This is a genomic window from Serratia sp. GW822-FHT06E05, from assembly GCF_058799445.1.
The window spans coordinates 169584-195694 of the sequence record NZ_JBXALM010000004.1 but is presented as its reverse complement, the minus strand read 5'-3'; the positions used below and the strand labels follow the sequence as shown (position 1 = coordinate 195694).

The window sequence follows — 26111 nt, the reverse complement described above, 5'->3', positions numbered from 1 at the left end:
CGCCCCCTCAGCCGTTATTGTGCGCTGGTTTCCGGGGCCGGTGCGGTATCGGCCGGTTTGACCTCCTCCGACACCACGGCCGGAGCCGGAGACATAATGCCGTTATAGGTTTCCTGTAACTGCTTCATGCTCATTTCCGGTTCGCCCTTCGGCTGCATCAACACCAGCGTCGCATCCTGAGAAAGCTGAAGTTTCAGCTCCTGATTCAGTGCTTCCAGCGTCAATCCGCTCAAGAACTCCTGGCGCAGTTTTTGATACTGCTCCGGTGCGATATCTACGACGCCGCTCTGCTGTGAACGCAGGCGTTGGCTCATCAGCACGTCCGTATCGGTGCGGGCATAGGTTGCGAACAACTTGCTCAACTGATCGGTTTTCTGCGCCAGCAGGGCGTTAAACTCATCCTGCGACAGCCCGTTGTTACGCACATTAGCCAATTCACGAGCGATAAAGCCCAGGCTGTTGTTCAGGTTGTTATTCGGCGTGTCGAGATGAATTGCGCACTGGGCACGCTGGTATTGCACGCGGCAATCAAAGCCCAGATGCAGGTTTTTCTGGTCACTCTTTTCCAGCACCTGCTGGAGATGCCAGAACAGCGCCTCGCGGGCCATATCACCACGCCAGTAGCGGCTCAAATTCTGCGAATCGCGGATCGGATGCCATGGCGCATCCCACATGATCGACAGCGTGTCCTGCTTGACCTGCTCGCTGATCAGGCTGACCGGCTGCGGTGGCAGCGGCGTCAGCGTCGGCATGGTGGCCGGCGTTTCACGCTTGCCTTTCAGCGGCGAGAAGGCCTTGTTGATTTGTTCGCCCAGGCTGCGGCTGTCTACCTTGCCCACCACGTACAGCGTCATGGCGTCCGGGGTATACCACTGCTGGTAGAATTTTTTCAGTTGATCGACATTCACCGGTCGCTTCGGTGGCTGGGCCGGATCGTGCGCCAACAGCGTCGAGCCTTTCAGGCGGTATCGCCACCAGGCATCTTTCGGGTTCGGCGGGAAAGTGCCCACCGGATCGACATTGGAGTTTATTACCGCATGCACGGTATGCTCGTCGATCGCCAGTTTGCCGGTGGTATCGGAAAGCCACGCCAGCGCTTCTTTCAGCAAGTCTGGGCGGTTATTCGGCAAGCTGAGATTATACATGGTGAAATCGTAAGAACTGATGGCCGGCGGCAAAGGCCGCTCAGGATCCACGCTCTGCTGCCACAGTGAACGCAACTGCGGTGGCGTAAAGCTTTCGCTGCGCGCTAAAGACAGGCGCGGCAGCAGATGGGCAAAGCCGATCTGCTGTGAGGACTCGACCAGCGAGCCGGCATTAACCATTAACCGCAGCTCTACACGGTCGCTCGGCCGCTGCGGTGTATCCAGTATCTGCCATGAAAACCCGTTGGCCAGTGCCCCCTGCTGCCAGGCAGGATCGGGTTGCAGTGCTTCGGCCTGCACGCTGCTGTTGGCTGCAGCCAACAGCAGCCCACCTACGATGAGATGAATTCTGGTGCCCTGCATGTGAACCCCTACTTAATGACTATCCAATTTCTTTATGCAAATGCGGATATTCCATTCGCCGGAATATTAGGCCATAACGCACAGCCTATAAAAACGCCCTGAGTTTCACGGTGGGGCGGAAAGCAGAAAGTGTACCATCGAGTTAGACCGCGCGCCTTTGCGGATGTCACTCATTAGGGTGAAAAATAATGGATAACCGGTTTTTAAATGCAAGAAATCATTACGCGGGGGGATAAAACGTCACCGGCTGCGGCTGCAACCGGTGATTTGAGGATTAAATCAGGCTGAAGGCAGCGTTTTGTCGGCACCTGCACCCGGCTTGTTGGACAGGGTGTCTTGCAGCTGTTTTTCGTCCAGCTGTTTACACCATTTAGCCACTACCACCGTAGCCACACCGTTACCGACCAGGTTGGTCAGGGCGCGGGCTTCAGACATGAAGCGGTCAATGCCCAGAATCAGCGCCAGACCGGCCAGCGGCAGGTGGCCCACGGCAGAAATGGTCGCCGCCAGCACGATAAAGCCGCTGCCGGTCACGCCCGCAGCCCCTTTCGAAGACAGCAACAGCACCACCAGCAACGTCACCTGATGCACGATATCCATATGGGTGTTGGTCGCCTGCGCGATAAACACCGCCGCCATGGTCAGGTAAATCGATGTGCCGTCCAGGTTAAAGGAGTAGCCGGTAGGAATAACCAGGCCCACCACCGATTTCTTACAACCCAGCTTCTCCATTTTGTCGAGCATGCGCGGCAGCACCGACTCGGAAGAAGAGGTCCCGAGCACGATCAGCAGCTCTTCTTTTATATAGCGAACGAATTTGAAAATGCTGAAGCCGTTGGCACGGGCAATGGAGCCCAGCACCACCACCACGAACAGAACACAGGTGATATAGAAGCAGGCGATCAACTGGCCAAGCTGCAGCAGCGTGCCCACGCCATATTTACCGATGGTGAATGCCATCGCCCCGAAGGCCCCCAGCGGCGCCAGACGCATAATCATGTTGATGATGCCGAAAATCACGCGGGAGAAACTGTCGATCACGTTGAAGATTAACTGGCCTTTCTCACCCAGGCGGTGCAGGGCGAAGCCGAACAGCACGGCAAACAGCAACACCTGCAAGATGTTACCGCTGGCGAAGGCGCCGATGACGCTACCCGGAATGATATCCAGCAAGAATGGAATGATGCCCTGCTGCTGAGCCTGCTCGGCGTAGACCGCCACCGCTTTGGCATCCAGCGTACCCGGATCGATGTTCATCCCGGCACCCGGCTGCACCAGGTTGACAATCAGCAAACCGATCAGCAGCGCAATGGTACTGACGATTTCAAAATAAAGCAGTGCGATCGCACCGGTACGGCCAACGGCCTTCATGCTTTCCATGCCCGCAATGCCGGTCACCACGGTACAGAAGATCACCGGAGCGATGATCATTTTAATCAGCTTAACGAATCCGTCGCCCAGAGGTTTCATCTGTGCGCCAATGTCAGGATAGAAATGGCCAAGCAGGACACCCAGCGTAATCGCCGTCAGCACCTGAAAATAGAGGCTTTTAAAGATAGTGAGTTTCATATGGACATCCTTTGGGGGAAGACACGCACCAGGCGGTGTTATGGTTATCTCGCCTGTTCATCGCTTGCGCGGAAAATAACACCCGCCTAACAACATGGAAATAATTTGTTGCACCAATAGATACATGTTGATACGAATTTAAGAGCTGAAACGCGCCAGCCCGAATGCAAGGCTGTAAAGGATGTAACCCTTTCTTTGCACTAACGCAAAAGGGGTAGATAAAGCGGGGTATTTCAAGCCAGAGGGCCAGCGGGCAACGTGGATGCCGCCCGCCGCAAAAGGCTCAAGAGGGAAATCAGGCTGGCGGCGGGCAGAACTCGGCTTCAAATTCGCTGCGCGGCAACGGGCGGGCAAACAAAAACCCCTGACCGCTATGAATACCGTGCTGCAGCAGCCAGTCGCGTTGTTCGGCATTCTCGACGCCTTCGGCCATCACCGGCAGCGCCAGCACCTCGGAAATCGAACTGACGATGCGCACCATCGCGTCGTCCATCGGCAGTCCCTGAATAAAGCTCTTGTCGATTTTAATCAAATCTATCGGCAGGCATTTCAATCGATTGAGGTAATTGAGGCTGGAATAGCCCATGCCGAAATCGTCCAACGCGATGGAAAGCCCCAGATCGTGCAGTTGCCGCAGCAGCGCCAACGCACGATCGAGGTCGTCAATGCGCACCGTTTCGGTAATTTCCAGCAGCAGCTTGCGCGGGTCAATTCGATGCTGGGCCAGCAGGCTTTTCAGATGCGGGACAAAATTCTCATGCTGCATCTGGATTGGCGACACATTTACCGCCAGCGGCAGGGTGATCCCCCGAGTCTGCCAATCCGCCAGGATGCGGCAAGCCTCTTCCAGTACCCAGTTACCCAGCGGCACAATCACCCCGAGCTCTTCAGCCAATGGAATGACGTCTGCCGGCAAGGTAAAGCTGCCGTCGTACTGCTGCCAACGAAGTAATGCTTCCGCGCCGATCACCGCGTTGGACTGCATATCTATCTGCGGCTGCAGGAACAGGGTGAAACGACGCTGCTCAATGGCATGCAAGATCTCACTTTCCTGCGTCAGACGCTTTTGGGTGCGTTCCGTCAGGCTCGGTTCGAAGAACAGCACCTGATTTTTACCTTCGCGATGCGCCGACATCATCGCCGAGGTGGCGCTACGCAACAGCTGCTCCGCGCTCTCCCCTGCGTTCAGGTAATGGGCGATACCGATACTGGCGCTGGGCCGCAGCGGCATTTCCTGCAGGCTCAGCGGCGCATTGATCTGCGCCATGATGCGGCGGGCCAACTGCATGGCATGAAACGGCCGTTCAACGCCTTTAGCCAGAATGGCGAATTCGGTATTGCTTAACTGAGCCAGCACGCCGTTTTCATCAATGCATTCACGTAATTTCTTCGCCAGCGTCAACAACAGCGCTTCACGCATCGTCGGATTAAGTACGCCCGAGGCTTCGTGCAACGTTTCAATGCCGATTACCAGCAGATTGAAACGCTCGGGCCGCAGGCTGGAAGCAATGTGTTGTTCCAGCAGCGCGGTGAACAGCGCCTGATTTGGCAACTCAGTGACCGGATGGCGAGTGCTCATGCGACTCAGTTCGGCATAGGCTTTGGCCAGCCGCTGCTGATTGCGGTTGTAGTTACGCACCAGCAAGCCCAACTCATCGTCCTGGTGCAGCGCCGGCAACATCAGTTGATGATAAGGCGCTTCTTCCTGGGAAATGTTTTCCAGCTCTTTGGCCATCGCGCGTAGCGGATGCACCATCAGTCGGTTCATACACCAGCTAATGGCGACCGAAAGAATCAAGGCCAGCAGCAAATAGGTCGACAACATGGTCGACAGCATGCTGAGAATAAATTGATACATGCGGAACGAATCGGCCTGCAACACCAGATAAGCCAATGGCTGCGGGTTGGCCGGCACGCGTTCCAGCGAATAGAGGGGAACGGAAATCTGGATCGGCAACTCGAACAGGCGGGCGATCATTGTCGGTACCGGACGTTCCGGCGGGAAGTTGGCGTGCAGTGCCTGAAATTCGTTCGGCAGCACGATATCCGCGCGCGTCAGGATGCCCACCGGCAACAGCGTATTCAGCACCTTCTTCGTTTCCGGCACGTCCATGCGCAGCACGGCTTCCGCCAGCGGCTGGCGTACCGAATGAGCGATATTTTCCAGTTGCTGGGCATAGTCATCCCTGCGCTGCTGCACAAAATGGAATAACTGGATCACGATAAAGATACAGATCGTCACCAGCGCCACACCGGACACCGTTGCCATCTGTTTAATCGTTAATGAGCGCCTGACCCGCAAACCTGCTCTCCGCTAATTCGGGCTGAAATAAAAAAGGGATGAATAATACCCATCCCTTGAACCGGTCTGAGTATACTCGATTGTTGACTGTTTTTATCTCTTCATGCCCAGGGCAAAACCAAGAAAAACGAGGGTTTCAGTCTTTTCCTAATGAAAGGCTGCGCGCCACAGCCAATTGTGGGACACAGCCTGTACACAGGGTAGCAAAACTCCTCTGTGCCGACACTCCGAATCTCCCTCAGCGGGGTTACTTGAAGTCGGCGTAAGGCGTCAGCAGTTGCGGCGGTAAATCCAGGTCACCCTGCCAACCGGCCAGCGAATAGCGCAGATAAATCAAAGCGTGGCTCGGGGTATAGTCTTTTGCCTGCTGGATGTCGATGCCGGCACCGAGTGTCCAGTGCGAACTGAGACGCCGTTCGACAATCGCCCGCAGGGTATAGCCGACGCCGGAAGAAGAGCTGCCATCCTCGACGGCAAACTTGTCCGGCAGCGAATCCGGGATCAGCCCCTGCAGCGGGTAACGCCGCTGGCTGTTGGTTTTCGAGTGGGATAACGACACCGAACCCCCCAGCTCCCAGGACCAATTATCAGTACGTTGGCGATAGTTTACCGGTATCGCCAGCGACATATATTGCTGCGGGCTGTAATAGCCCCCCTGGCCGAGAGAATAACCGCTCAAATCCTTCTGGTAGTGCCACAGCATGGTGTTCAGCCCGACGGTGACACGGCGATTATCTTCGTTGATCAACTTATAGTAATAACCGGCCATAAAGCGTTCACGCTGATTATCTTCAACGTTTTTGCCGGTTAACTGATGTGCGCTGAGGTCGGCCCAGATACCGTGCGCTTCGCCGCGGTCGTAACTGGCGCTAAGGCTGACCCCAGTCGCGCGCACGCCGCCCCAGGTGGTACCGGTATTTGGGTCCTTGGTGCCGCCGAACGCCAGCAATGAGCTCGAAATGGGACGTCGCGAGGCCGCCAACGTCCAACCAATGTGGTTCCAGTCATTGCTGTAGGCCAGTCCACCGACCCAGTCAACCACCTCAAAGCCCATTGGTGTGGTGCCGATATCCCCCGCCCAGCGATCGTTTTTCCATCCCACGGCCACGCTGGTGCCGGTGGTTTTCTGACGCTCATCGCCGCTGCACCCCTGAGTATTGCAGGTACCGAAGGTTTCGTAATATTTGCCGCTGCCGTCGGTGGAGAAGCTGCCGGCATCCAACTGTACGGTATCGGAACGGAAAAACGCCCGCCCGTCATACCACGGCATATCGACCTGTAACATGGTGTCATGCGCTTTGTAATCGGAGATGCCACCCGTGCCGCTGGAGCTCCAATAATCATGGTCGAGGGTGACATTCACGTCTTGCTGGCGATACAGATCCGCCGCGTCCGAACGAATGCCCCGTTTGAGCCAGTCATCTGTCGGGTTGTTGCGCGTCAGGTAGGTGTAACTGTCGTTATCCTGCGGCACGCTCGGGGCAATACCGCTGGCGACCATCGCCTGTTTATAATCCTGCTGGGCCAGCACCGGCTGCTGTTGATCACGTTCGAGCCGTGCCGCATCGCGATAAATCAGCGCCTTCGCCTGGCTGGGTGGCGCTAGCGGCGCCGTCGTTTTCAGCCGGGTAAAAATCTCGGTCGCTTTTTGCGGTTCGCCAACGGCATACCAGGCATTAGCCACCCGCCGCTCGCTGTTGTCTGATTCGCTCGATTCCGGCGCGGCGGTTTGCAGCCGCTGGCGTGCTTCACTCAGCTTGCCCTGCGCTACATAGGCTTCTATTTCACCCAACCTGGCATCCGGGTTGTTCGGCTCACGCGTCCGTACGCGCTGATAGTCAGCCAGTGCAGCGTCATATTCACCGCGCGCCAGCGCCCAGTCGGCCAACTGGAGATCAATGCGGGTATCCGCCGGCTGGCGGCGCAGATAAGCCACCGCCCCCGGCTCATCGCCCGCAGTACGTAACCGATCGGCATGTTCCAGCGTCGCCTGCATCTTCAAGCGCTGCGCCAGTTCACGCATATTGTCGTTCCACTGCGCGGCGGGCAGGGTATTCAACTGTGCCAACGCCTGAGTATCACGGTCGCTGCCGGAGAGATACAGCGCATAGGCGTATGCCAACTGCGGATTCGCACGCTGTTTTTGCGCCAGTCGACTGAACAGAGCATCTGCCTGTTCCGGCTGCCCGGCCTGACGCAACGTCTGCGCATAGTGGTAAGTCAGCCAGACGTCATCAGGATCCATCTGCTGGGCACGACGGTATTTCTCCACCGCCTGATGCCACTGCTTTTGCTGTACGAGCTGGTCGGCCTGCTGCTTGAGCATATCGAGCTGCAAACCTTCCAGCGTGCCACGCAGCTTGTTTTGCTGGCCGCGTGGCAGGCTGTTGAGATAGGCCAGCGCCTTTTCCGGCGACTGGCGCTGATAAATATTCACCAGACCCCGTACCGCGCTGCCGCTGCCGGGATCCAACCGCAGCGCCTGCTGGTAGAAACGTTCGGCGGCAGCATCATCTTTACGCGCCACCGCAACGTCGCCCAAGCCAATTACCGCGCTGCTGTCACCGTTGTCTATCTGTCGCGCCTGTTGGTATTTTTGCTGTGCCAGCGCCAAATTGCCGGCTTTCAGCGCCTTGTCACCTTCATCCACCGCCAGCCAGTAACTGTTGCTCTTGATCAGGCTCTGCCATTTACTGCTGCCATAGCCGCTTTTATCGGCCTGCAGGGCCTGACGAAACAGGCTCAGCGCCTGTGGACGATTACCGACGCGGGAATAGGCTTGCCCAAGAGCGCCCAGCACGTCGGCGTCGTTGGGTGAAGCCGCCAACGCTTTTTTCAACTCTGGAATGGCGGCACGACTGCCGCCCTTGTCCACCTGCGCCAGCCCGCGCACCCGCGCCTGGTAGGCAGGATCCGACAGCAGCGCCTGCTGCCGGGCCAGTTCTTGTCGGGCGCTGACCGCCTGATCGCCGGTTTCAAAAACGCCAAGAAAACGGTTAAGGGCAGCAACGCTCTGCGGACTGACCGGCATCGCTTTGACTTTCTCCAGCCACAGATCGGCGGCATCTCCGCGTCCGGCAGGATCGGCAGCCACTTTCTGCAAAAGATCATAGGCCTGGGCGTCGCGGTCCTGGCTAAATAGCATCCGCGCCAGCGACATGCGCAGCGGCACGTTGCCGGAATATTGCTGATCCAGCGTCTGCAACTGTTTCAGCGCCGCAGCTTCCTGCCCCGGCAATCGCGCGACCAACCGCCAGTATTCCACCGCCAACTCCAACGTCGGCGGATCGCCGTGGAACAGCTCGTCATACTGCGCTTTCGCCTCCGGCAAACGCCCGGCGGTCGCCATCAGCCGCGCCTGCTGCAGCTTTTGGCGGGTTTCCGGCTGGGTAAGCAGCATGTTCATTTCCGCCTGCCGATAGCTAGTTGACTGCGGCGCAATCTTTTTCAACTTATCCAACTGCTGCTGTGCCAATGCCAAATTGCCCTGTCGCAATGCCAAACGCATACGCGCGGAAATCACCTCCGGGTTATTCGGATCCATCAGTTCAAGCCGGTAGAGCGACTGGCGAACCAACTCATCTTTGTTGCCGGCCTCTCCAACCCGCACCTGCTCCAGCAGCCATTGTTCCGGCGCAACGGTTTCTGCTCCTTGCGCCTGTGGCAGCATCGCCAGGCTTAAAGGCACCAGGCCCAGCCAGTTTATTCGGAAGTTACGCATTGGCCGCCCCAGGAGGGTTGAAGTTCACCCTGCCGATTAAAACGATAACGTTGTTGATCCCATCCCTGACCAAACAGCGCCAACGAGGCGCTGAAATAGGCCCGATCGCCAGGCGGGTTTTGTTTGATACGTTGGCGCTGCACCTGCAAGGCCTCTGGCTCGTGCGCCAACATCGGCAACATCGACGCCGAGAACCCCACCGGACCATCGCCGTGGGTTTTACCGCTGGCAGTGTCGGTTTTCTCCGGCGGCACGCCTTGCTGAGCCGTTAGCTGCGCCATAGGTTGCAGTTGCTTGAGCAACACCGCCTTTTGTTCATCGTCGTCCGCCAGCATGCCGGCCCACAAATAAACCCGGATGGCGTCATAACTGCCGATATTCGGTTTGACGGTATCCGGCTGCCAGCCTTTGCCGACCTGCCACACCACCCAGTCCGGCGAAAAGCCGTGCGGCGCGGTTTCCAACCACAACCGCTGGTTGGTTTGCTGCATCTTCCGCCATGGGCCATTCAGCACGGCAAAACGTGCCAGCAGTTGCGGGGGTAAATAGCTCGGATTGAGGCGCCAGCGATCTTCCGCCACGAAGCCGACTTTGCCCGGTAACAGCATCAACCCCAGACCCGGGATATCCGCCACTTCTTCACGAGCGATACGTTGCAACAACAGTGTGCCAAGGGTTTGATAACGTCGGCTTTTCCACAACCGACCGGCTTCCAGCAAATTGTAGGCAATCCACAGGTCGGCATCGGATGCCGAATTGCTGTCCAGCACCGTCCACTGTTTTTGTTCGTTTTCGCCCCACAACCAGGCGGGCAAATGTGCACTGAGGTCGCCCGCGGCCAGATTGTTTTCCGTCCATGTCAGCAATTGATCGAAAGCAGGCCGATCGTTCGCCACCAGCGCGAAGAACAGTCCGTAACTCTGGCCTTCCGAGGTGGTGATTCGGTTAGGACTGCTCGGATCGATCACTCGCCCCTGCTCACTGATATAAAACTGTTTGTACTGTTGCCAGGCCGGCCATTCACAGGCTGCCGCCGCGCTGAATGCGCACAGCAGCAGCATGCCGATGGTCAGACGCTTCAACCTCGCAGGCATGGCAATCAGTCCCGGTCTTCAGGTGACAGGCGACGGCGGCTGAAGGCCTTCAGGCCACGCCATAACATCAGCGCCAGCACCACCACGACCACCACGGCGATCACCGCCAGCCACACCGGATGGGTCGACAGCGCGTGCCAGATACGCTCCCACCATGGCAGATGGCCAACATAATAAACGTCGCCCACTCGCAGACTGTTCACGCCTGATTCACGGATCACCGCAACCGAGCCAAACACCGCGGCACGCTTGCCGCTGTCCAGCTGCGCCGTGTTCAACAGGTCGTAACCCCGCGCACTGTCCGCCAGCAATGCCACAATGCTGCGCTGAGCGTTAAACGGCGACTGCACGCCGATAATTGCGGCCATCGCCCCTTCAGAACTGATGGTGGTTTTGCTGTCCGGCTTAGTGTCTTCTGCCAGCACGTCCATGGTCGGCAGCGGCAACTGCCGGGTTGGTTGTTTGACCCAGCTCTGGGTGGCGTCCACCAGCAGGCTGATCTTTTTATCGTCCTTCAGCTCCGGGGGAATAGTGCCGATCATCAAAATATCAGCATCCCGATCCTTGGCCTGCGACCAGTCGTCACTCAGCGTCATCGCCAACGCCGGGTAACCGGTTTGCGCGCCAATGATGCCCATCGCGTTCAGCAAAGCGCTGACCTGCGCCGGTTGCGGCTGCTTGTTCACCAGCACCAGCGTTTGCGACAAATCGGCCAGGCGGCTGAAAGGGAAACCGGCATTGGCAAAGGCCCGCAGGTCCGGCATCGCCATAAAGTGACGGTAACCGGAGAAATCAATGGTCGATGCGCCGTCGATCACCGCATGGTTAGCGGTAAAGGAATAGGTTTCGCAACGCCCTTCCGCGCCGCTGGCCAACAGCGTGGTGTAGTCAAAGTCGAAACGCAGTTGGTTGGTCGCCCCCAGACGCAGCGCCGGAATATTGACGTTCTTGTCCGAGTCGATCAGCCCCTGGGTCAGTGGCAAGCGCAGCAATTGGGCCCCCTGCTCATGCTCGGGCACCAGCGAGTAAGCCTGCACGAACTGGTTGTTCAGGCTGACGCTCAGCCGCGAACCGTCCTGAATGCGCGGGGCGGTATAGCGGTATTTCAGGTGCATATCGATGCCGGTACTGCGGATCAGGAACAGGTCCGGCGGCAAATTCATGGTCAACGAAATAGGGCCCGGCTCGATACCGCTGGTTTGCAATTGCTCAGCGTACTGCTGCAGCTCGGCGAAGGTCATCGGCCGATCGGTGCGTACCCAGTTAGGCGCATCATAGGGCTGACGCGGAGCCAGCTGTTCGACCTTGTCCACCGTGACGTTCTGGCCACGGAACAGAATATTGCCCTGCGCGATACCTTTCACCGCGGTGATCAAATCGTTGTCATCGCGCCCCTGCACCAGCAGCAGTTTGATGTACGGGTTATCCGGATGGCTGATCATCTCCACCGTCGGCCCGTTGACCGCCGGATAATCCCGCAGGAAATCCGGACGCTGCTTGTTGGTGGCGAAGACGATGGCGTGCTGTTCCGGCAGCTTGTTGTACAGCGTCGGGAACGACTGGCCGCGCCACTGTGCTTTGCTGCCGAACCACGAAGCCAAAATGCCTGCCGCGCGCTGCTGAGTGATATCCGGCTGGCCGGCAAACACCATCGGCAAGATCAGTGGGCGGTTGTCGCGACTGTCGAAAAACGGTTCCGGGAAATGCGACAGTTCGTTCTTCACCGGCAAGGTCTGGAAGCGCAGGTTCAACGAGCTGGATTTACTGACTTCCAACCACAAGGTCGTGCTGGCCGGGTTTTCGCAAATGTTTTGGTAATGGCCAACGAACACCAGCCGTACGCGGTTAAAATCGGTGATATAGCGAGGATCTATCGCCATTTGGATGCGATTTGGTTTACCGAGCTGCTCTTTGGCGAGCGTCGTCACCCCCATCAGCTCATCATTAAGGTAGACCTTGACGTGCGATTCCACCGGGATCAGCGACGGTGACGGCGTAAACTCCAGATCAAGCATCGCCTGCGACACCACCTCATCGCTGCGCACGCCGAATTCAACCTGGCCATCCGGCCGCGTACCGCGCAGGGTAAAGGTCCCCGGCGGCGGAGCAATAGTGGCGAACGGCAACTGCACATCACGAACCGGCGCATTCGGATCCACCGGCGCGGCCGATCCCATAGGGGTGGTGACCGACGCATCGGCGGGTATCGTCACCGGCGGCTGTCCGGTCGGCGCGGTGGCGGTTTCAGCCTGAGACAAGGTGCTGATGCCTAAGGCCAGGGCGGTAAACCAGGTTATTTTTCTCGTCATCGTATCATCATCAATGTTATAGCCTGGGGGCCAGGCGAGTGAGCGGGCGGTTTGCCTATACCACTGTCTCTTTTTGGCTGAAGGCCGGGGCTCTGCCAACGCCGTGTGGGATAAATGACACTACCCACGCAATCAGCGTCGTGAACCCGACCAGCAGGCGGCGCACCATCGGCGGTGCATAATCCGCCATACGTACGTAACCCCGGAAGCCCAGCGCCAGAACGTCGCGCAGGCTTTCGATCGGTTTATCTTCAGGGAACCCGTCCTGCCACAACGCCCAGGTATCGGCGCGGGCAAAGGTGCACTGAATAAAATCAATGTGTTCGCGGGTGGTCATGGAAACCATACGGATCCCCACCTTGCTGCCGAAGGCTCGGGTCACCACACACGGAAAGCTGTATTCCTGCTGCCCGCGTTTGAGCAGCAGCGACACCTTGTCGCCATCTTTCAGCGCATCCGCTACGCGCATCTCAATGCCCACCCCTCCATCGGAATAATCACGCAGCGTACAAGGGAACAGATGGCCGTCGGCACGAGCGATTGCGGCCGGCATCGCGATCTCTACCCGATGCGCCTGACGCACCTGTTTGGCCTCTACCGCTACCGCCACCGCCCCACCGAGAATGGTCATGTTGTACAGCACCCACACCAGGCTGATGATCACCGTCATGACTTCATCGGTCGGGCCGTAACCCAGCCGCCAAACGCCGAAGAACAGCCCGGCCAGATTCAGGATCACCAGGAACATATAGGGCCGGGTGATCACCCAGTCGACGTGCTCTTCTTCCACCAGCCCGCCTTTGGCGGTGACGTTGAATTTGCCCTTGTGCGGATTGAACAGCGCCACCGTCGTTGGCCGGGCGATATACCAGGCCAATACCGTTTCGTAGATCTCACTCCAGAAAGAGTGCCGGTATTTCCCCTGAATACGCGAGTTGGTCAGACTGGCGTGGATCATATGCGGCAACACATACAGCGCGATCGCCAGCGCCGGGGCGAAAATGATGTAGGCATGCAGCAACAGGAAAGCCAAGGGCGCGGTCAGGAAGATCAGCCGCGGAATACCGGACAAGAAGTGCAGCATGGCGTTGGCATAACATAACCGCTGCGCCAACTTCAGCCCCTTGCCTAACAGCGGGTTATCCAGCCGGAAGATTTGCACCATGCCGCGTGCCCAGCGAATACGCTGGCCAATGTGCGCCGACAGGCTCTCGGTCGCCAGCCCGGCGGCCTGGGGGATACGGATATACGCCGAGGTGTGTCCACGGCGATGCAAACGCAATGAGGTATGGGCATCTTCGGTGACGGTTTCCACCGCGATACCGCCGATTTCATCCAGCGCACTGCGACGCAGAATGGCGCAGGAGCCGCAGAAGAAGGTCGCGTCCCACATGTCGTTGCCGTCCTGCACCAGGCCATAGAACAGCGTTCCTTCGTTCGGCGTCTGACGAAAACGCCCCAGGTTGCGCTCAAAAGGATCCGGCGAGAAGAAGTGATGCGGGGTCTGCAGCATCGCCAGCTTTTTGTCTTTGAAGAACCAACCCATGGTCAGTTGCAGGAACGAGCGCGTGGGTACGTGGTCACAGTCAAAAATCGCGACAAACTCGCCGGTGGCCTGTTTCAGCGCGTTGTTGATGTTACCGGCCTTGGCATGCTCATGAGTCGGCCGGGCGATATACTTAACCCCCACCTCTTCGGCGAACGCTTTGAATTCTGGCCGGTTACCGTCATCGAGGATGTAAATACTGACCTTCTCTTTCGGCCAGTCGATGCCCAGCGCGGCGTAGATGGTCGGCTTCACCACCCCCAGATCTTCGTTGTAGGTCGGCACCAGCAAATCGATCGTCGGCCAGGTTGCGCTGTCGGCAGGCATCGGCACCGGCTGGCGATTCAGCGGCCAGACGGTCTGGAAATACCCCAACACCAGCACCACCCAGGCATAGGTTTCCGCTATCAGCAGCAGCAGGCCGCAGGTCAGGCTGAGCGGATCGTCCCAGTTCAAGGTGGCGGTATAGCGCCACCACAGGTAGCGGCAGGAAACGGTCAGCGACAGCACGATCAGCATCAGTCCCGGCAGACGGCCCGGTACCCGGCGCACCACCATGGCAATGGCCCACAGCAGTACCACAAACACAAACTGCGCCGGCAGATCGAACGGTTGAGAAATACAGAGTATGGCGAGGATTGCCGCCAATACGCCGACAATAATAAACAGCAGACGGCGCATGCGCTGGCTCATCCGGCCAAGGCGCTCAACCGAACGCTGCTCCAGCCCGGCATTTTCTAGCCGCTGTGGCAGGGTTTGCAGCCACTGGGCGTAGCGCAATTGCAACCGCCGCCAGCCGGCGAAACGATGATGGGTTACAGGTGCACGATCGGTGCGGAACACCAGCAGCCACAACCCTTGCACCAGATAGCGCAGCGCGTCCGCCGGCCGCGGACGGCTGGAGGATAGATGGGGGAACCAATAGCTGCGCGCAGCCCGCAACCGTTGCCAGACAGGGGATTCGAAACGCAGGAAAATCCAGCCCAGTGCCACCAGCAGCGTGGTGAAAAAGGCGGTAAACGCCGACGAACCATGCCGTCGGTAGGTACGGTAACGCGTCTGCACCGCCTGATGGACCGGCGGCACCAGCAGCAGGTTCATCACCCGGCTCATGGCGCCGTCCCCTTCAGGTTAATCAGACACCAGTTAGCCAGCGTCAGCACTTCATCCGCAGCCAGGCTTTCCGGCCGGTATTCCCCCAAAGGCTGTTTCACCGCCAGGGCTTCGGCCATCGCCTCATCGCGGTGGATAACCACCGGCAACAATCCGCCCAGCGTTTGCAGCCACAGCTGGTGTAAATCCTGCTGGAGTCGGCTGGCGGCGAAATAGTGATTAATAAGGAAACGGCAGCCTTGCGGCAACGCTTGCTGATGCAGCCGCACCTGGCAGTTTGCGTCCGGAGCAATCAGGGTAAAGACGCAATCTGCCACCGCCAGCGCCTGCTGAGCCAGTGCTTCATCATCCGCCGGCAGATCCAACAGGATCCAGTTGTACTGCGCCGCGGCGTTTAGCTGCGCCACATTGTCCTGCCAGCGGGCGGGCTGCTGCCGACAAGATTGCTGTACATTCAACCGTTCCGCCAGGGTGAGCTGGCCAAAGGGGAGAAAGTCGAGGTTTTCACAATAGCGCATCGCGCCCTGTTGCCAATCGCCGCCGTCCTGCTCGGCCCGCGCCCAACCCCGTGCCAGCTCGAATGGCGTATTAAAATGCAGACGCAGCAGGTTATCCGGCGCAAAATCAATCGCCAATACCGACTCGCCCAGTTGCTGTAATGCCCACGCGAGCGCCGCGGTGACCGACGTCGCCCCCATCCCGCCTCGCAACCCCTGCAGAGCAATCACTGGCATAAACTAACGGCTCCCCGTGGTCTGCGCTAATTCGGCCAGCAGCGGCCAGTTGGCCATCATTTGCGTTAACCGCTCCTGACGTGCGATATCGACATAGCTTAATTTTGGCAGCGAAAATGCCTGACTAAGCGCCAGCAAGTCGTCCTGAGTTTCCGATGGCACCACTGCGTGAAAGCGCGTTAATTGATCATTCATTCTGCCGCCTCAAAAAAATAGGCTAATGTTAATTACTATAGCAACGCTAAAAAAAAGACATGGCCAATAAGATGATTCTCAACAAATATTAGTACATGGCTGGTTTTAATTTTTTTATTATTGTTCCCAATGACAGGATGGCCGAATAGCTATACTCAGTTGGCCGCGACGACACTTTCAACGAAAGTAGAAAAATATCCTATGGCGCAATCTTTCTCATTAGGTGTTCGGCAGATTTGGGAAGAACTGTCTGTCATGCAAGCCCCGGGGCTGTATTGGGTGAATGTCGACCGTCAAACCGATGCCAACCTGCTCTGCCAGCAAACCTTGGCTGCCCAGGCTGCAACCAGCCAGGTCGCGTTGATATGCAGCGGAGAAAAACCTGACGGGTTGCTGGCGGCACTTGTCTCCCCCGCATTGAAAAAAATCCCGCTGTACCAGCTACCCGAGAAAAAAGCGGCGCTGATGCACTTTAGCGACGACCTGATGCGCGCCCTAAAACCGCAAAATCGCCTATTGATTCTGTTGGCCCATGCCAGCTTATGGCAGACCTTCACCCGCGAAGAGTTGGGTGACTGGACCCGCGCCACCGGCGCCTGGCTGCGCCGACAAGGCTGCACGCTGCTGATCCTCAGCCACGGCGGCGGCGTGAATAAACTCAAAGGGCAACTCAGCACTCAACACCGCATCCTTAACGGGCTGGCCAGCCTGCAGTGGCAGCAGGACAGTGCACAGTATCTGGTTAACTGGTGGAGCACCGAAAACGGCATCAACGCCAACCAATTACTGACGCTGTATACCGGTGAACACGGCTGGCAGGGTGACGACGACAGCAATAAACCTTCTCCGACCTCCATCCGCAGCGATGAAGGGCGCTACCTGGCCCAGCAGAGCATTCTTGAAGGCGCGCCGCCGCTATCGGCCAACTGGCAACTGCTGCAAACCAATGCGCAACTGGCGCAGCACGGCATGTTGACGCTTTCGGCTACGTTGATCTTCGCCCTGTACCAAAGTGATGAAATTGATGCGCTGGCACATCAAATCCACAGCCTGCGCCGTCAGCGCGGCAACGGGCTGAAAATCGTGGTACGCGAGATGAGCGCCAGCCTGCGTTACAGTGACGAACGCTTGCTGTTGGCCTGCGGCGCCAATCTGATTGTGCCGCACGTGGCACCGTTATCGCGCTTTTTGACCATGCTTGAGGGTATTCAGGGGCAGCGCTTCTCACGCCACGTTCCGGCAGATATTGATGCCCTGCTGGCCGGGCTGCGTCCGCTGCAACTGAAAGGTTATATGCGGCCGGACGATTTTAGTCAGGCGGTGATTTCGCTGATGGGCAACACGCTGCTGCCGGAAGACGGTAAAGGTGTGATGGTAGCGCTGCGCCCGGTGCCCGGGTTGCGCGCCGAACAGGCGATGACCCTGTGTTTTCTACGGCGCTTCGGCGACGTAATGACCGTGGTGCAAGGCCGACTGGTCCTGTTTCTCTCCACCTGCCGGATTAACGATTTGGATACCGCTCTGAAGTTTATTTTTCGTCTGCCGGTAGATGAAGCCTTCAGTAACCGGGTGGTGTGGCACCAGGACGTAGATATTATTTCTGAAATTAAACGGCTGGCGCACAACGCCAATATTCCGTTGCCTGCAGCGACCGCACAGGCCACACCGCGCCAGGCCGCCGCCGAGGCAGACCGCCCGCAGGAGCGCCGTCAACCGGTGGCTTTCACGCTGACTACCGGTGCGCAGGAGAATAAGCATGTTGAATCTTAACGATATTGTGCAACTGATTATTCTGTGCGCCATTATTTTCATCCCACTGGGTTACGCCTTTCACCGGCGTTTCCCGCACTGGCGTCAGTACTGGCAAAACCTGTTGTTATCACCGCGCTATTTAAAATCCATCGGATTATGGGTGCGCGAAGGTTCTTCATCTCAGATTAAGCGTAAGAAACAGCCATGAAGCCAACAAACAACCCGCAATCCGATAACTCCCTGTGGCGCTACTGGCGTGGGCTGGGTGGCTGGAACTACTACTTCCTGGCCAAATTTGCCCTGCTGTGGTTCGGTTACCTGAACTTCCACGCCTTGCCCAACCTGGTGTTCATGGCATTTCTGTTGATGCCGATACCTGCGATGCGTCTGCACCGCTGGCGTCATTACGTGGCGATCCCGATTGGGATTGCGTTGTTCTATCACGACACCTGGTTGCCCGGCATCAACAGCATCATGAGCCAGGGTTCGCAATTGACCGGCTTTAGCGCCCAGTACCTGCTGGAGCTGATAAATCGCTTTATCAATTGGCAGATGATCGGCGCGGCCTTCGTGATGCTGATTGCCTACCTGTTCCTGGCTCAATGGGTACGGGTTACCGTATTCACCGTTGCCGCACTGGTGTGGTTGAACCTGGTCAACATTGCCGGGCCGGCCGTCTCCCTGTTACCGGCCAGTACCAACGCTTCTACCAGTAGCACCCCGGCAACGACGCCGCCGGCTGCCGGGGGCGACAGCGCACCGGCGGACAGTGCGCCACCAACCAGCGCCAACCTGACGGCCTATCTGAATCAGTTCTACGACAAGGAAAAAACCCGCGCAACCGCCTTCCCGGCCAGCCTGCCTGCCGATGCTCAGCCGTTTGACCTGCTGGTGATCAACATCTGTTCGTTGGCCTGGGCCGACATGGACGCGGTAAAACTGGAAAACCATCCGCTGTGGTCGAAGATGGACATTATGTTCGACAACTTCAATTCGGCCACCGCCTACAGCGGCCCGGCGGCAATCAGGTTGTTACGCGCCAGCTGTGGTCAGCCTTCGCATCACGATTTGTATCAGCCGGTCAATCAGCAATGCTATCTGTTTGATAATCTTGCCAAGCTGGGCTTCAAAGAGCAGCTGATGCTGGATCACTCCGGCGTGTTCGGCAACTTCCTGAAAGAGCTGCGCGAACAGGGTGATATGCAGGCACCGCTGATGTCTCAGGCCGGGATCGGCAATGAGCTGGCCTCGTTCGATGGCGAACCGATATACAACGATTTGGAACTGCTCACCCGCTGGCTGGATCAGCAGCAGAAAGCCGGTGAGACCCGCAGCGCCACCTTCTTCAATATCATTCCATTACATGACGGTAACCGTTTCGTCGGTTCGAACAAGAGCGCGGACTATCAACCCCGGGCGCAGAAATTGTTCGACCAGTTGAACACCTTCCTGGATCAATTGGAGAAGTCTGGCCGCAAGGTGATGGTGGTGATCGTGCCGGAACACGGCGCGGCACTGGTGGGAGACAAAATGCAGATGTCCGGCCTGCGCGATATCCCAAGCCCGAACATTACCCATACGCCGGTAGGTATCAAACTGGTTGGTATGAAAGCACCGCATCAGGGCAGCCCGCTGCAGGTCAAAACGCCAAGCAGCTACCTGGCGCTTTCCGAGCTGGTTTCTCGTTTGGTAGACGGCAAGGCCTTCACCGCACCGAGCGTAGACTGGCAGGCGCTGACGCAGAACCTGCCGCAGACGGCGGTCATTTCCGAGAATGACAACGCCATCGTGATGCAATACCAGGGCAAGCCTTACATCCGGCTAAACGGCGGCGATTGGGTACCTTATCCCCAGTAATTGCATTACCTGATGACTCAGGCGCACGCCTTCGGGCGTGCTTAGTCTGATGACAAACACCCGAAAAACGTGGTTTTCGGATGTTTGGGGTAAATCAGAAAACATAATCCTTTGTTTTTATTAGTCCCTAAATCAGAACTTTTAATTGCAAAGGACTTTATCAGCCATCTGGGCACGCCTTCAGGCGTGCTTTTTTTTGCAGCCATCAATCTGCAGCGGAACCTTAATCCTTAACATTGGCTTTGGGCATTCCATTCCAATCGGCGTAATAATCCGGATAGAAAAAGCCAAGAGATTAATTATCAGTGGCTTGCGAAGATTCCTAATTCAGCTTATTTCGTCAGGATTTCGCTAAGAAAAATAAGCGCCATTAATACAAATAAAAAATCCACTCAATAAACTAATTAATACGATCATAATTAAAAGCAAAAAAAATGCCGGCGTAAAAACCGGCATTTTTAGTTAATTGTCATGGATAACAAAGTTATGCCGCAGAATTTTCATCCTGATCGACCGCAAAGCAGGCCACCATCTGCTCGCCGTATTGCTTTAACTGGGGTTGCAATTGGGTACAAGGCCCGAAAGCACGGCGGCAGCGAGCATTGAATGCACAACCTGGCGGCGGGTTCATCGGGCTGGGCAGTTCGCCGGTCAGCTTAATGCGCTCGCGACGCATATCCGGATTCAGGCGCGGCGTCGCGGACAGCAACGCCTGGGTATACGGATGACGCGGGTTGTTGAAGATGGCGTCTTTACTGCCCTTCTCCACGCAGCGGCCGAGATACATCACCATCACTTCGTCGGCAATATGCTCCACCACCGACAAATCATGGGAGATAAACACGTAAGACAGCCCCAGATCCTGCTGCAAATCCATCATCAGGTTCAACACCTGCGCCCGCACGGACACGTCCAGCGCGGAAACCGGCTCATCGGCAATCACTACGTCCGGGTTAAGCATCAACCCGCGTGCAATAGCGATACGCTGCCGCTGCCCGCCGGAGAACATATGGGGATAACGATCGTAATGCTCGGTTTTCAATCCGACCTTGGCCATCATCTCCAGCGCTTTCTCACGACGTTCTGCGCTGCTTAACGCGGTATTGATCTGCAACGGCTCCTCAAGGATCTGCCCGACCTTCTTGCGTGGGTTGAGCGATCCATAAGGATTCTGGAACACGATCTGGATCTTCTGGCGTCGCAGCTTCTCAGCCGTGACATCCGGCTTCAGCAAATCCTGCCCCTGATAGTACAACTCGCCACCGGTCGGAACTTCAATCATCGTCAGCAGGCGACCCAGCGTCGATTTACCACAGCCGGATTCGCCCACCACCGCCAGCGTTTTGCCACGCTCAAGCGTAAAGGAAACGCCATCCAGCGCTTTGACCAGCCGCTCCGGGGCAAATAGCCCCTTCTTGACCGGGTAGTGTTTCTTCAGGTCAATCGCCTGCAATAAGGGTTGGTTCTGGCTCATACGGTCGGCCTCCCCGCATCATCCAGCGGTGTGTGACATTTAACCTGACGGCCGGGAATGCTGCGCAGTTCCGGCTCTTCAGTACGGCAACGCTCATTGGCGTACGGGCAGCGTGGATTGAGCAAACAGCCGCTTGGGCGGTCATATTTGCCCGGTACCACGCCAGGCAGCGAAGCCAGGCGCGCTTTATCGGCGGCGAATTCCGGCAACGCGCGCAGCAGCGCCTGAGTATAAGGATGACGCGGTGCGCGGAAGATTTCCGATGCCTTACCGGACTCCACCACCTGCCCGGCATACATCACGATGATGTGATGCGCCGCCTCGGACACCAGCGCCAGATCGTGAGTGATCAGCAACAGGGCCATATTTTCGCGTTGCTGCAGTTCCAGCAGCAGTTCGATGATTTGCGCCTGAATGGTCACGTCGAGCGCGGTGGTCGGTTCATCGGCAATCAGCAGCTTTGGTCGGCAGGCGATCGCCATGGCGATCATCACGCGCTGGCTCATCCCACCCGAAAGCTGGTGCGGATAAACGTCGAGACGCGAAGCCGGGTCGGGGATACCTACCTGGGTCAGCAAATCAACAGCCCGTTGACGACGAGTGCGGCGATTGCCGCCCTGGTGCACCTTCAACGCTTCCATGATCTGGAAGCCGACGGTGTAGCACGGGTTAAGGCTGGTCATCGGATCCTGGAAAATCATCGCCACTTCCGAGCCCACCAGTTGGCGACGCTCTTTTTCGGAAATTTTGCGCAGATCCTGGCCGTTAAACTCCAGTTTTTCGGCCATCACCTTACCGGGGAAGTCGATCAGCCCCATAATCGCCAGCGAGCTGACGGACTTGCCGGAGCCGGATTCGCCGACAATGCCCACCACCTGGCCCTGCTCCACGCTGTAACTGATGCGGTCTACCGCGCGGAAGGGAGTGCCTTCGTCACCGAAGTGCACCGAAAGCTTGTCTACATTTAATAACGCCATCTCTCTCGTCCTCTGTTACTGCTTGAGTTTGGGGTCGAGAGCGTCACGCAAGCCGTCCCCCATCAGGTTAAATGCAAGCACCGTCAGCAGAATCGCCACGCCGGGGAAGGTCACGACCCACCAGGCGCTTTGAGCGAACTGCAGTACGTCGGAGAGCATGGTGCCCCACTCCGGCGTTGGCGGTTGCGCACCCATGCCCAGGAAGCCGAGAGCGGCCATATCCAGAATGGCGTTCGAGAAGCCAAGAGAGGCCTGGACGATCAGTGGCGCCAGGCAGTTTGGCAAGATGTTGATAAACATTTGGCGCAGCGCACCGGCACCGGCCACGCGTGAAGCGGTGACGTAGTCGCGGTTCACTTCCACCAAGACCGCCGCGCGCGTAAGTCGCACGTAGTGCGGTAAGGCGACGAAGGTTAACGCCAGCGAAGCGTTGACGATGGAGGGGCCGAAGATAGCCACCAGCACCAATGCTAACAGCAGGCTCGGCAACGCCAACATGATGTCGACGATACGCATGATGATTGCATCTACCACGCCGCCGAAATAGCCAGCCAGCAGGCCCAGCACCACGCCCATGATCAGCGAAAGCACCACCACCAGACAGCCGACCAACAGCGACAGCCGCGCGCCGTACATCAGGCGCGACAGTACATCACGGCCCACATCGTCAGTACCGAGGATATATTGCCAGCTGCCGCCTTCCTGCCAGACCGGCGGTTTGAGCAGCGCGTCGCGGAACTGATCCGCTGGCGCATGCGGTGCCAGCACCCCGGCACCGATGGCGATAACGAACATCACAATGATATAAACCAGGCCGACAACGGCCCCTTTATTGCGCTTGAAATAGTGCCAGAACTCCTGAAACGGGGTCATGGGCTTCGGCGCACCTTTAACTACAGACTCAGTGACTTGAGACATTAGAGCGCCCCTTATTTCTTGTGGCGAATACGCGGGTTGACCACGCCGTAGAGCACGTCTACCAGCAGGTTAACCAGAATAATCATACAGGCGACCAGCAATACGCCGCCCTGAACAACCGGATAGTCGCGACGCTGCAACGCATCCATCAGCCAGCGCCCCAGGCCCGGCCAGGAGAAGATGGTTTCGGTCAGGATCGCACCGGCCAGCATGGTGCCGACCTGCAGGCCAATCACCGTTACCACCGGCAGCAAGGCATTGCGCAAAGCATGCACCACGATCACCCGCATGCGGCTCACGCCTTTGGCGCGCGCGGTACGGATGTAATCTTCGCCCAACACTTCCAGCATTGAGGAGCGCGTCATACGCACGATCACCGCCAGCGGAATGGTGCCGAGTACGATAGCAGGCAGGATCATATGCATCACGGCATCAGCGAAGTCGCCCGGTTCGCCCCAAATCAGGGTATCAATCAGCATAAAGCCGGTTAACGGCAAGGTATCGTCGAGGAACACCGTGTCGCTGACCCGCCCCGATACCGGCGTCAGGTTTAGCTGCACCGAGACCAGCATGATCAGCATCATGCCCCACCAGAAAATCGGCATCGAGTAGCCGGTCAGCGAGATGCCCACCGCGGTATGATCGAATATTGAGCCTCGCCTGACTGCCGCCAGCACCCCGACCGGGATACCCACCAGCACGGCAAAAATCATCGCGCAGAACCCTAATTCCAGCGTGGCCTTGAAGCGTGGAACAAACTCATCCCAAACGGAGATGCGGCTTTTGAGGGACGTACCCAAATCACCCTGCAACACGTTGGATACGTAAGAGAAATATTGTTGATAGAGCGGTTTATCCAGCCCCATTTCCGCCATCAACTGCGCATGGCGTTCTGCGGAGATCCCGCGTTCCCCGGCCATGATGGTCACCGGGTCACCGGGGATCATATGGACGAATGCAAAAGTCAGCAAAGTTATGCCGATAAACGTTGGGATAACTAACCCCAAACGTCGGAGTATGAACTGCAACATATCCCGAACTCTCTGTATAAAGTGCCCGGCAGCTCATCGTCCGCCAGGCTTATTAAAGCTCACACACTTTGAACAATCCTGATGCCATACGCCGGAGACTGGTCAGCAGAAGCGCAACCTGTTGCGCCCCTGCCAAGTCCATTCGTGTGTCGCCGGCTTAACGGCCAGAATTAATCTAGAGAGACATTCTCAAAGTGATGCTTACCAAGCGGATCCACAACATAGCCCTTCACTTCTTTACGCACTGGCTCGTAAACGGTGGAGTGGGCGACAATCAGTGCCGGAGCCTGATCGTGCATCACTACCTGAGCCTGTTTGTACAGTTCGATGCGTTTGTCGTGGTTCGATTCAGCGCGTGCCGGTTGGATCAGATCTTCAAACGGCTTGTAGCACCAACGAGAGTAGTTGGAACCATCTTTCGCCGCCGCACAGCTAAACAGCGTGGCGAAGAAGTTGTCCGGATCCCCGTTGTCGCCGGTCCAGCCCATCATCACCGTCTGATGCTCGCCCGCTTTGGCGCGCTTGAGGTACTCACCCCACTCATAGGTCACGATTTTGGCTTTCACGCCGATTTTCGCCCAGTCAGACTGGATCATTTCCGCCATGCGGCGCGCGTTCGGGTTGTACGGACGTTGTACCGGCATAGCCCACAGGTCGATGGCGAAGCCGTCTGCCATGCCCGCTTCTTTCAGCAGCTCTTTGGCCTTGACCGGATCGTAGGTGTAATCCTTCACCGCGTCGTTATAGCCCCACATGGTTGGCGGGATCAGGTTTTTAGCCGCCTGGCCTGCGCCCTGGTACACCGCGTCGATGATCGCCTGCTTGTTGACCGCCAGGGTCAACGCCTGACGCACCTTCAGGTTATCCAGCGGTTTTTTCTCAACGTTGAACGACAGGTAGCCAACGTTCAGCCCCGGTTGTTCCATCAGGTTGATGGTTTTGTCCTGCTTCATGCGGGCGATGTCAGCCGGGTTCGGGAACGGCATCACCTGACATTCGTTTTTCTGCAGCTTGGCGTAACGCACTGAAGCGTCTGGCGTGATAGAGAACACTAAACGGTCGATCTTCGGCTTGGTGCCCCAGAAACCGTCGAATGCCTTATAAAGGATTTTGGAGTCTTTCTGGTATTGCAGCAGTTGGAACGGACCGGTACCGATTGGGTTCAGGTCAACTTTTTCCGGAGTACCGGCTTTCATCATCACGTCGGCGTATTCGGCAGACAGAATGGATGCGAAGTCCATACCCAGGTCAGCCACAAACGGGGCTTCCGGACGGTTCAGCACGAAACGGACTGTGGAATCGTCCACCTTCTCGATTTTGGCAATCAGTTTCGGCATGTCCATGCCTTCAAAGTACTCATAGCTGCCGCCGGAGACTTTGTGATAGGCATTATTCGCGTCCAGCTGGCGTTCGAAGGAGAACACCACGTCGTCAGCGTTGAAGTCACGGGTCGGTTTGAAATCTTTGCTGCTCTGCCACTTCACGCCTTTACGCAGGTGGAAGGTGTAGACTTTGCCGTCTTCGCTAACGTCCCATTTTTCAGCCAGGCCCGGCTGCAGTTCGGTGGTGCCGATTTTGAATTCGACCAGACGGTTGTAAATTGGCACCGAGCTGGCGTCATAAGTGGTACCCGAGGTAAACAACTGCGGGTTGAACCCTTCCGGGGAACCTTCAGAACAGTAAACCAAAGTCTTGGCTTGCACGCTGGCCGCAACGGTCAACGCAATCAGCCCAATACCGAATTTCAGAATCCCTGTTTTTCCCAAGGAACTTGTCATCGCTAGTGCTCCATTATGTGATGTGATGTGTGTTTTACCGCCAGAGCCTGTATTTTTTATTGCGCGGCCTGTGCAGTGTGCCCGAAGGCTGGGAGGGATAATTGCGCGAGAGAGCCGGGTGGAACGCGTCCCGGTGGGGGCGTCTGAGCGCGTGGAATTCACTCAAACAACTCTCGCTCTTACCCCTGAGGCTACCAAATTGCCAACTGTTTGGGGTGTCGTCAATATAACCA

Annotated in this window: 17 protein-coding genes; 3 read left to right on the top strand and 14 right to left on the bottom strand. The window is 57.3% G+C overall.

Going from position 1 to position 26111, the window contains the following annotated elements; all coding sequences use genetic code 11:
* Positions 1-14: 14 nt before the first annotated feature.
* The 9 genes from AC1RKC_RS12940 to bcsR form a co-directional block, all read right to left on the bottom strand.
* Complete coding sequence (locus AC1RKC_RS12940; RefSeq protein ID WP_261136485.1) at positions 15-1508, bottom strand: M16 family metallopeptidase; 1494 nt, start codon at positions 1506-1508, stop codon at positions 15-17.
* Positions 1509-1787: 279 nt separating this feature from the next.
* On the bottom strand, positions 1788-3077 hold the full coding sequence (locus AC1RKC_RS12935; protein ID WP_020824742.1) for a dicarboxylate/amino acid:cation symporter: 1290 nt from the start codon (positions 3075-3077) through the stop codon (positions 1788-1790).
* A 295-nt stretch (positions 3078-3372) separates the two neighbouring features.
* Positions 3373-5379, bottom strand: a complete 2007-nt coding sequence (gene hmsP / locus AC1RKC_RS12930; protein ID WP_130016592.1) for a biofilm formation regulator HmsP — start codon at positions 5377-5379, stop codon at positions 3373-3375.
* A 247-nt stretch (positions 5380-5626) separates the two neighbouring features.
* Positions 5627-9100 carry a cellulose synthase complex outer membrane protein BcsC gene (bcsC, locus tag AC1RKC_RS12925; protein ID WP_493092568.1) on the bottom strand — a complete coding sequence of 1158 codons (3474 nt, stop codon included), beginning with the start codon at positions 9098-9100 and terminating at the stop codon, positions 5627-5629.
* Entirely contained in the window at positions 9082-10194 is a 1113-nt protein-coding gene (bcsZ, locus tag AC1RKC_RS12920; protein ID WP_174573600.1) for a cellulose synthase complex periplasmic endoglucanase BcsZ, read from the bottom strand. Before bcsZ ends, bcsC begins: the two co-directional genes overlap by 19 nt.
* 5 nt (positions 10195-10199) lie before the next feature.
* Positions 10200-12503: a cellulose biosynthesis cyclic di-GMP-binding regulatory protein BcsB gene (bcsB, locus tag AC1RKC_RS12915; protein WP_020824738.1), complete on the bottom strand. Its 2304-nt coding sequence runs from the start codon at positions 12501-12503 to the stop codon at positions 10200-10202.
* A gap of 55 nt (positions 12504-12558) precedes the next feature.
* On the bottom strand, positions 12559-15162 hold the full coding sequence (gene bcsA, locus AC1RKC_RS12910) for a UDP-forming cellulose synthase catalytic subunit (protein ID WP_048762483.1): 2604 nt from the start codon (positions 15160-15162) through the stop codon (positions 12559-12561).
* On the bottom strand, positions 15159-15896 hold the full coding sequence (bcsQ, locus tag AC1RKC_RS12905) for a cellulose biosynthesis protein BcsQ (RefSeq protein WP_261139810.1): 738 nt from the start codon (positions 15894-15896) through the stop codon (positions 15159-15161). Before bcsQ ends, bcsA begins: the two co-directional genes overlap by 4 nt.
* Positions 15897-15899: 3 nt before the next feature.
* Positions 15900-16091, bottom strand: coding sequence for a cellulose biosynthesis protein BcsR (gene bcsR / locus AC1RKC_RS12900; RefSeq protein WP_046374762.1), 192 nt, complete (start codon positions 16089-16091; stop codon positions 15900-15902).
* Between the two features lie 201 nt (positions 16092-16292).
* Between bcsR and bcsE the strand changes: the two genes are divergently transcribed.
* From bcsE to bcsG, 3 genes are read left to right on the top strand one after another with little or no spacing between them, the layout of a single operon-like run.
* Positions 16293-17861, top strand: a complete 1569-nt coding sequence (gene bcsE / locus AC1RKC_RS12895; RefSeq protein WP_261139812.1) for a cellulose biosynthesis protein BcsE — start codon at positions 16293-16295, stop codon at positions 17859-17861.
* A complete protein-coding gene (gene bcsF / locus AC1RKC_RS12890; RefSeq protein ID WP_020824733.1) occupies positions 17848-18051 on the top strand; it encodes a cellulose biosynthesis protein BcsF in 204 nt (67 codons plus the stop codon). Before bcsE ends, bcsF begins: the two co-directional genes overlap by 14 nt.
* Positions 18048-19700 (top strand): cellulose biosynthesis protein BcsG, encoded by a 1653-nt coding sequence (bcsG, locus tag AC1RKC_RS12885; protein WP_122080541.1) that lies wholly within the window; start codon positions 18048-18050, stop codon positions 19698-19700. The genes bcsF and bcsG overlap by 4 nt, the downstream gene beginning before the upstream one ends.
* A gap of 484 nt (positions 19701-20184) precedes the next feature.
* Here the strand turns inward: bcsG and dppF are convergent, their stop codons facing one another.
* The 5 genes from dppF to dppA all read right to left on the bottom strand — a co-directional run bounded on the left by dppF (position 20185) and on the right by dppA (position 25878).
* Positions 20185-21174, bottom strand: coding sequence for a dipeptide ABC transporter ATP-binding subunit DppF (gene dppF, locus AC1RKC_RS12880; protein ID WP_020824731.1), 990 nt, complete (start codon positions 21172-21174; stop codon positions 20185-20187).
* Positions 21171-22151, bottom strand: coding sequence for a dipeptide ABC transporter ATP-binding protein (gene dppD, locus AC1RKC_RS12875; protein WP_020824730.1), 981 nt, complete (start codon positions 22149-22151; stop codon positions 21171-21173). The genes dppF and dppD overlap by 4 nt, the downstream gene beginning before the upstream one ends.
* Positions 22152-22166: 15 nt before the next feature.
* The gene (gene dppC / locus AC1RKC_RS12870) at positions 22167-23069 is read right to left on the bottom strand and encodes a dipeptide ABC transporter permease DppC (RefSeq protein ID WP_041414095.1); all 903 of its coding nucleotides are present in this window, start codon (positions 23067-23069) and stop codon (positions 22167-22169) included.
* An 11-nt stretch (positions 23070-23080) separates the two neighbouring features.
* Positions 23081-24100 carry a dipeptide ABC transporter permease DppB gene (gene dppB / locus AC1RKC_RS12865; RefSeq protein ID WP_020824728.1) on the bottom strand — a complete coding sequence of 340 codons (1020 nt, stop codon included), beginning with the start codon at positions 24098-24100 and terminating at the stop codon, positions 23081-23083.
* Between the two features lie 170 nt (positions 24101-24270).
* Entirely contained in the window at positions 24271-25878 is a 1608-nt protein-coding gene (gene dppA / locus AC1RKC_RS12860; protein ID WP_020824727.1) for a dipeptide ABC transporter periplasmic-binding protein DppA, read from the bottom strand.
* Positions 25879-26111: the final 233 nt, after the last annotated feature.

Coding starts and splice junctions, on each gene's coding strand:
- AC1RKC_RS12940 (WP_261136485.1), bottom strand. CDS start 1,508: ATGCAGGGCACCAGAATTCATCTCATCGTAGGTGGGCTGCTGTTGGCT.
- AC1RKC_RS12935 (WP_020824742.1), bottom strand. CDS start 3,077: ATGAAACTCACTATCTTTAAAAGCCTCTATTTTCAGGTGCTGACGGCG.
- bcsC (WP_493092568.1), bottom strand. CDS start 9,100: ATGCGTAACTTCCGAATAAACTGGCTGGGCCTGGTGCCTTTAAGCCTG.
- bcsZ (WP_174573600.1), bottom strand. CDS start 10,194: ATGCCTGCGAGGTTGAAGCGTCTGACCATCGGCATGCTGCTGCTGTGC.
- bcsB (WP_020824738.1), bottom strand. CDS start 12,503: ATGACGAGAAAAATAACCTGGTTTACCGCCCTGGCCTTAGGCATCAGC.
- bcsA (WP_048762483.1), bottom strand. CDS start 15,162: ATGAGCCGGGTGATGAACCTGCTGCTGGTGCCGCCGGTCCATCAGGCG.
- bcsQ (WP_261139810.1), bottom strand. CDS start 15,896: ATGCCAGTGATTGCTCTGCAGGGGTTGCGAGGCGGGATGGGGGCGACG.
- bcsR (WP_046374762.1), bottom strand. CDS start 16,091: ATGAATGATCAATTAACGCGCTTTCACGCAGTGGTGCCATCGGAAACT.
- bcsE (WP_261139812.1), top strand. CDS start 16,293: ATGGCGCAATCTTTCTCATTAGGTGTTCGGCAGATTTGGGAAGAACTG.
- bcsF (WP_020824733.1), top strand. CDS start 17,848: ATGTTGAATCTTAACGATATTGTGCAACTGATTATTCTGTGCGCCATT.
- bcsG (WP_122080541.1), top strand. CDS start 18,048: ATGAAGCCAACAAACAACCCGCAATCCGATAACTCCCTGTGGCGCTAC.
- dppF (WP_020824731.1), bottom strand. CDS start 21,174: ATGAGCCAGAACCAACCCTTATTGCAGGCGATTGACCTGAAGAAACAC.
- dppD (WP_020824730.1), bottom strand. CDS start 22,151: ATGGCGTTATTAAATGTAGACAAGCTTTCGGTGCACTTCGGTGACGAA.
- dppC (WP_041414095.1), bottom strand. CDS start 23,069: ATGTCTCAAGTCACTGAGTCTGTAGTTAAAGGTGCGCCGAAGCCCATG.
- dppB (WP_020824728.1), bottom strand. CDS start 24,100: ATGTTGCAGTTCATACTCCGACGTTTGGGGTTAGTTATCCCAACGTTT.
- dppA (WP_020824727.1), bottom strand. CDS start 25,878: ATGACAAGTTCCTTGGGAAAAACAGGGATTCTGAAATTCGGTATTGGG.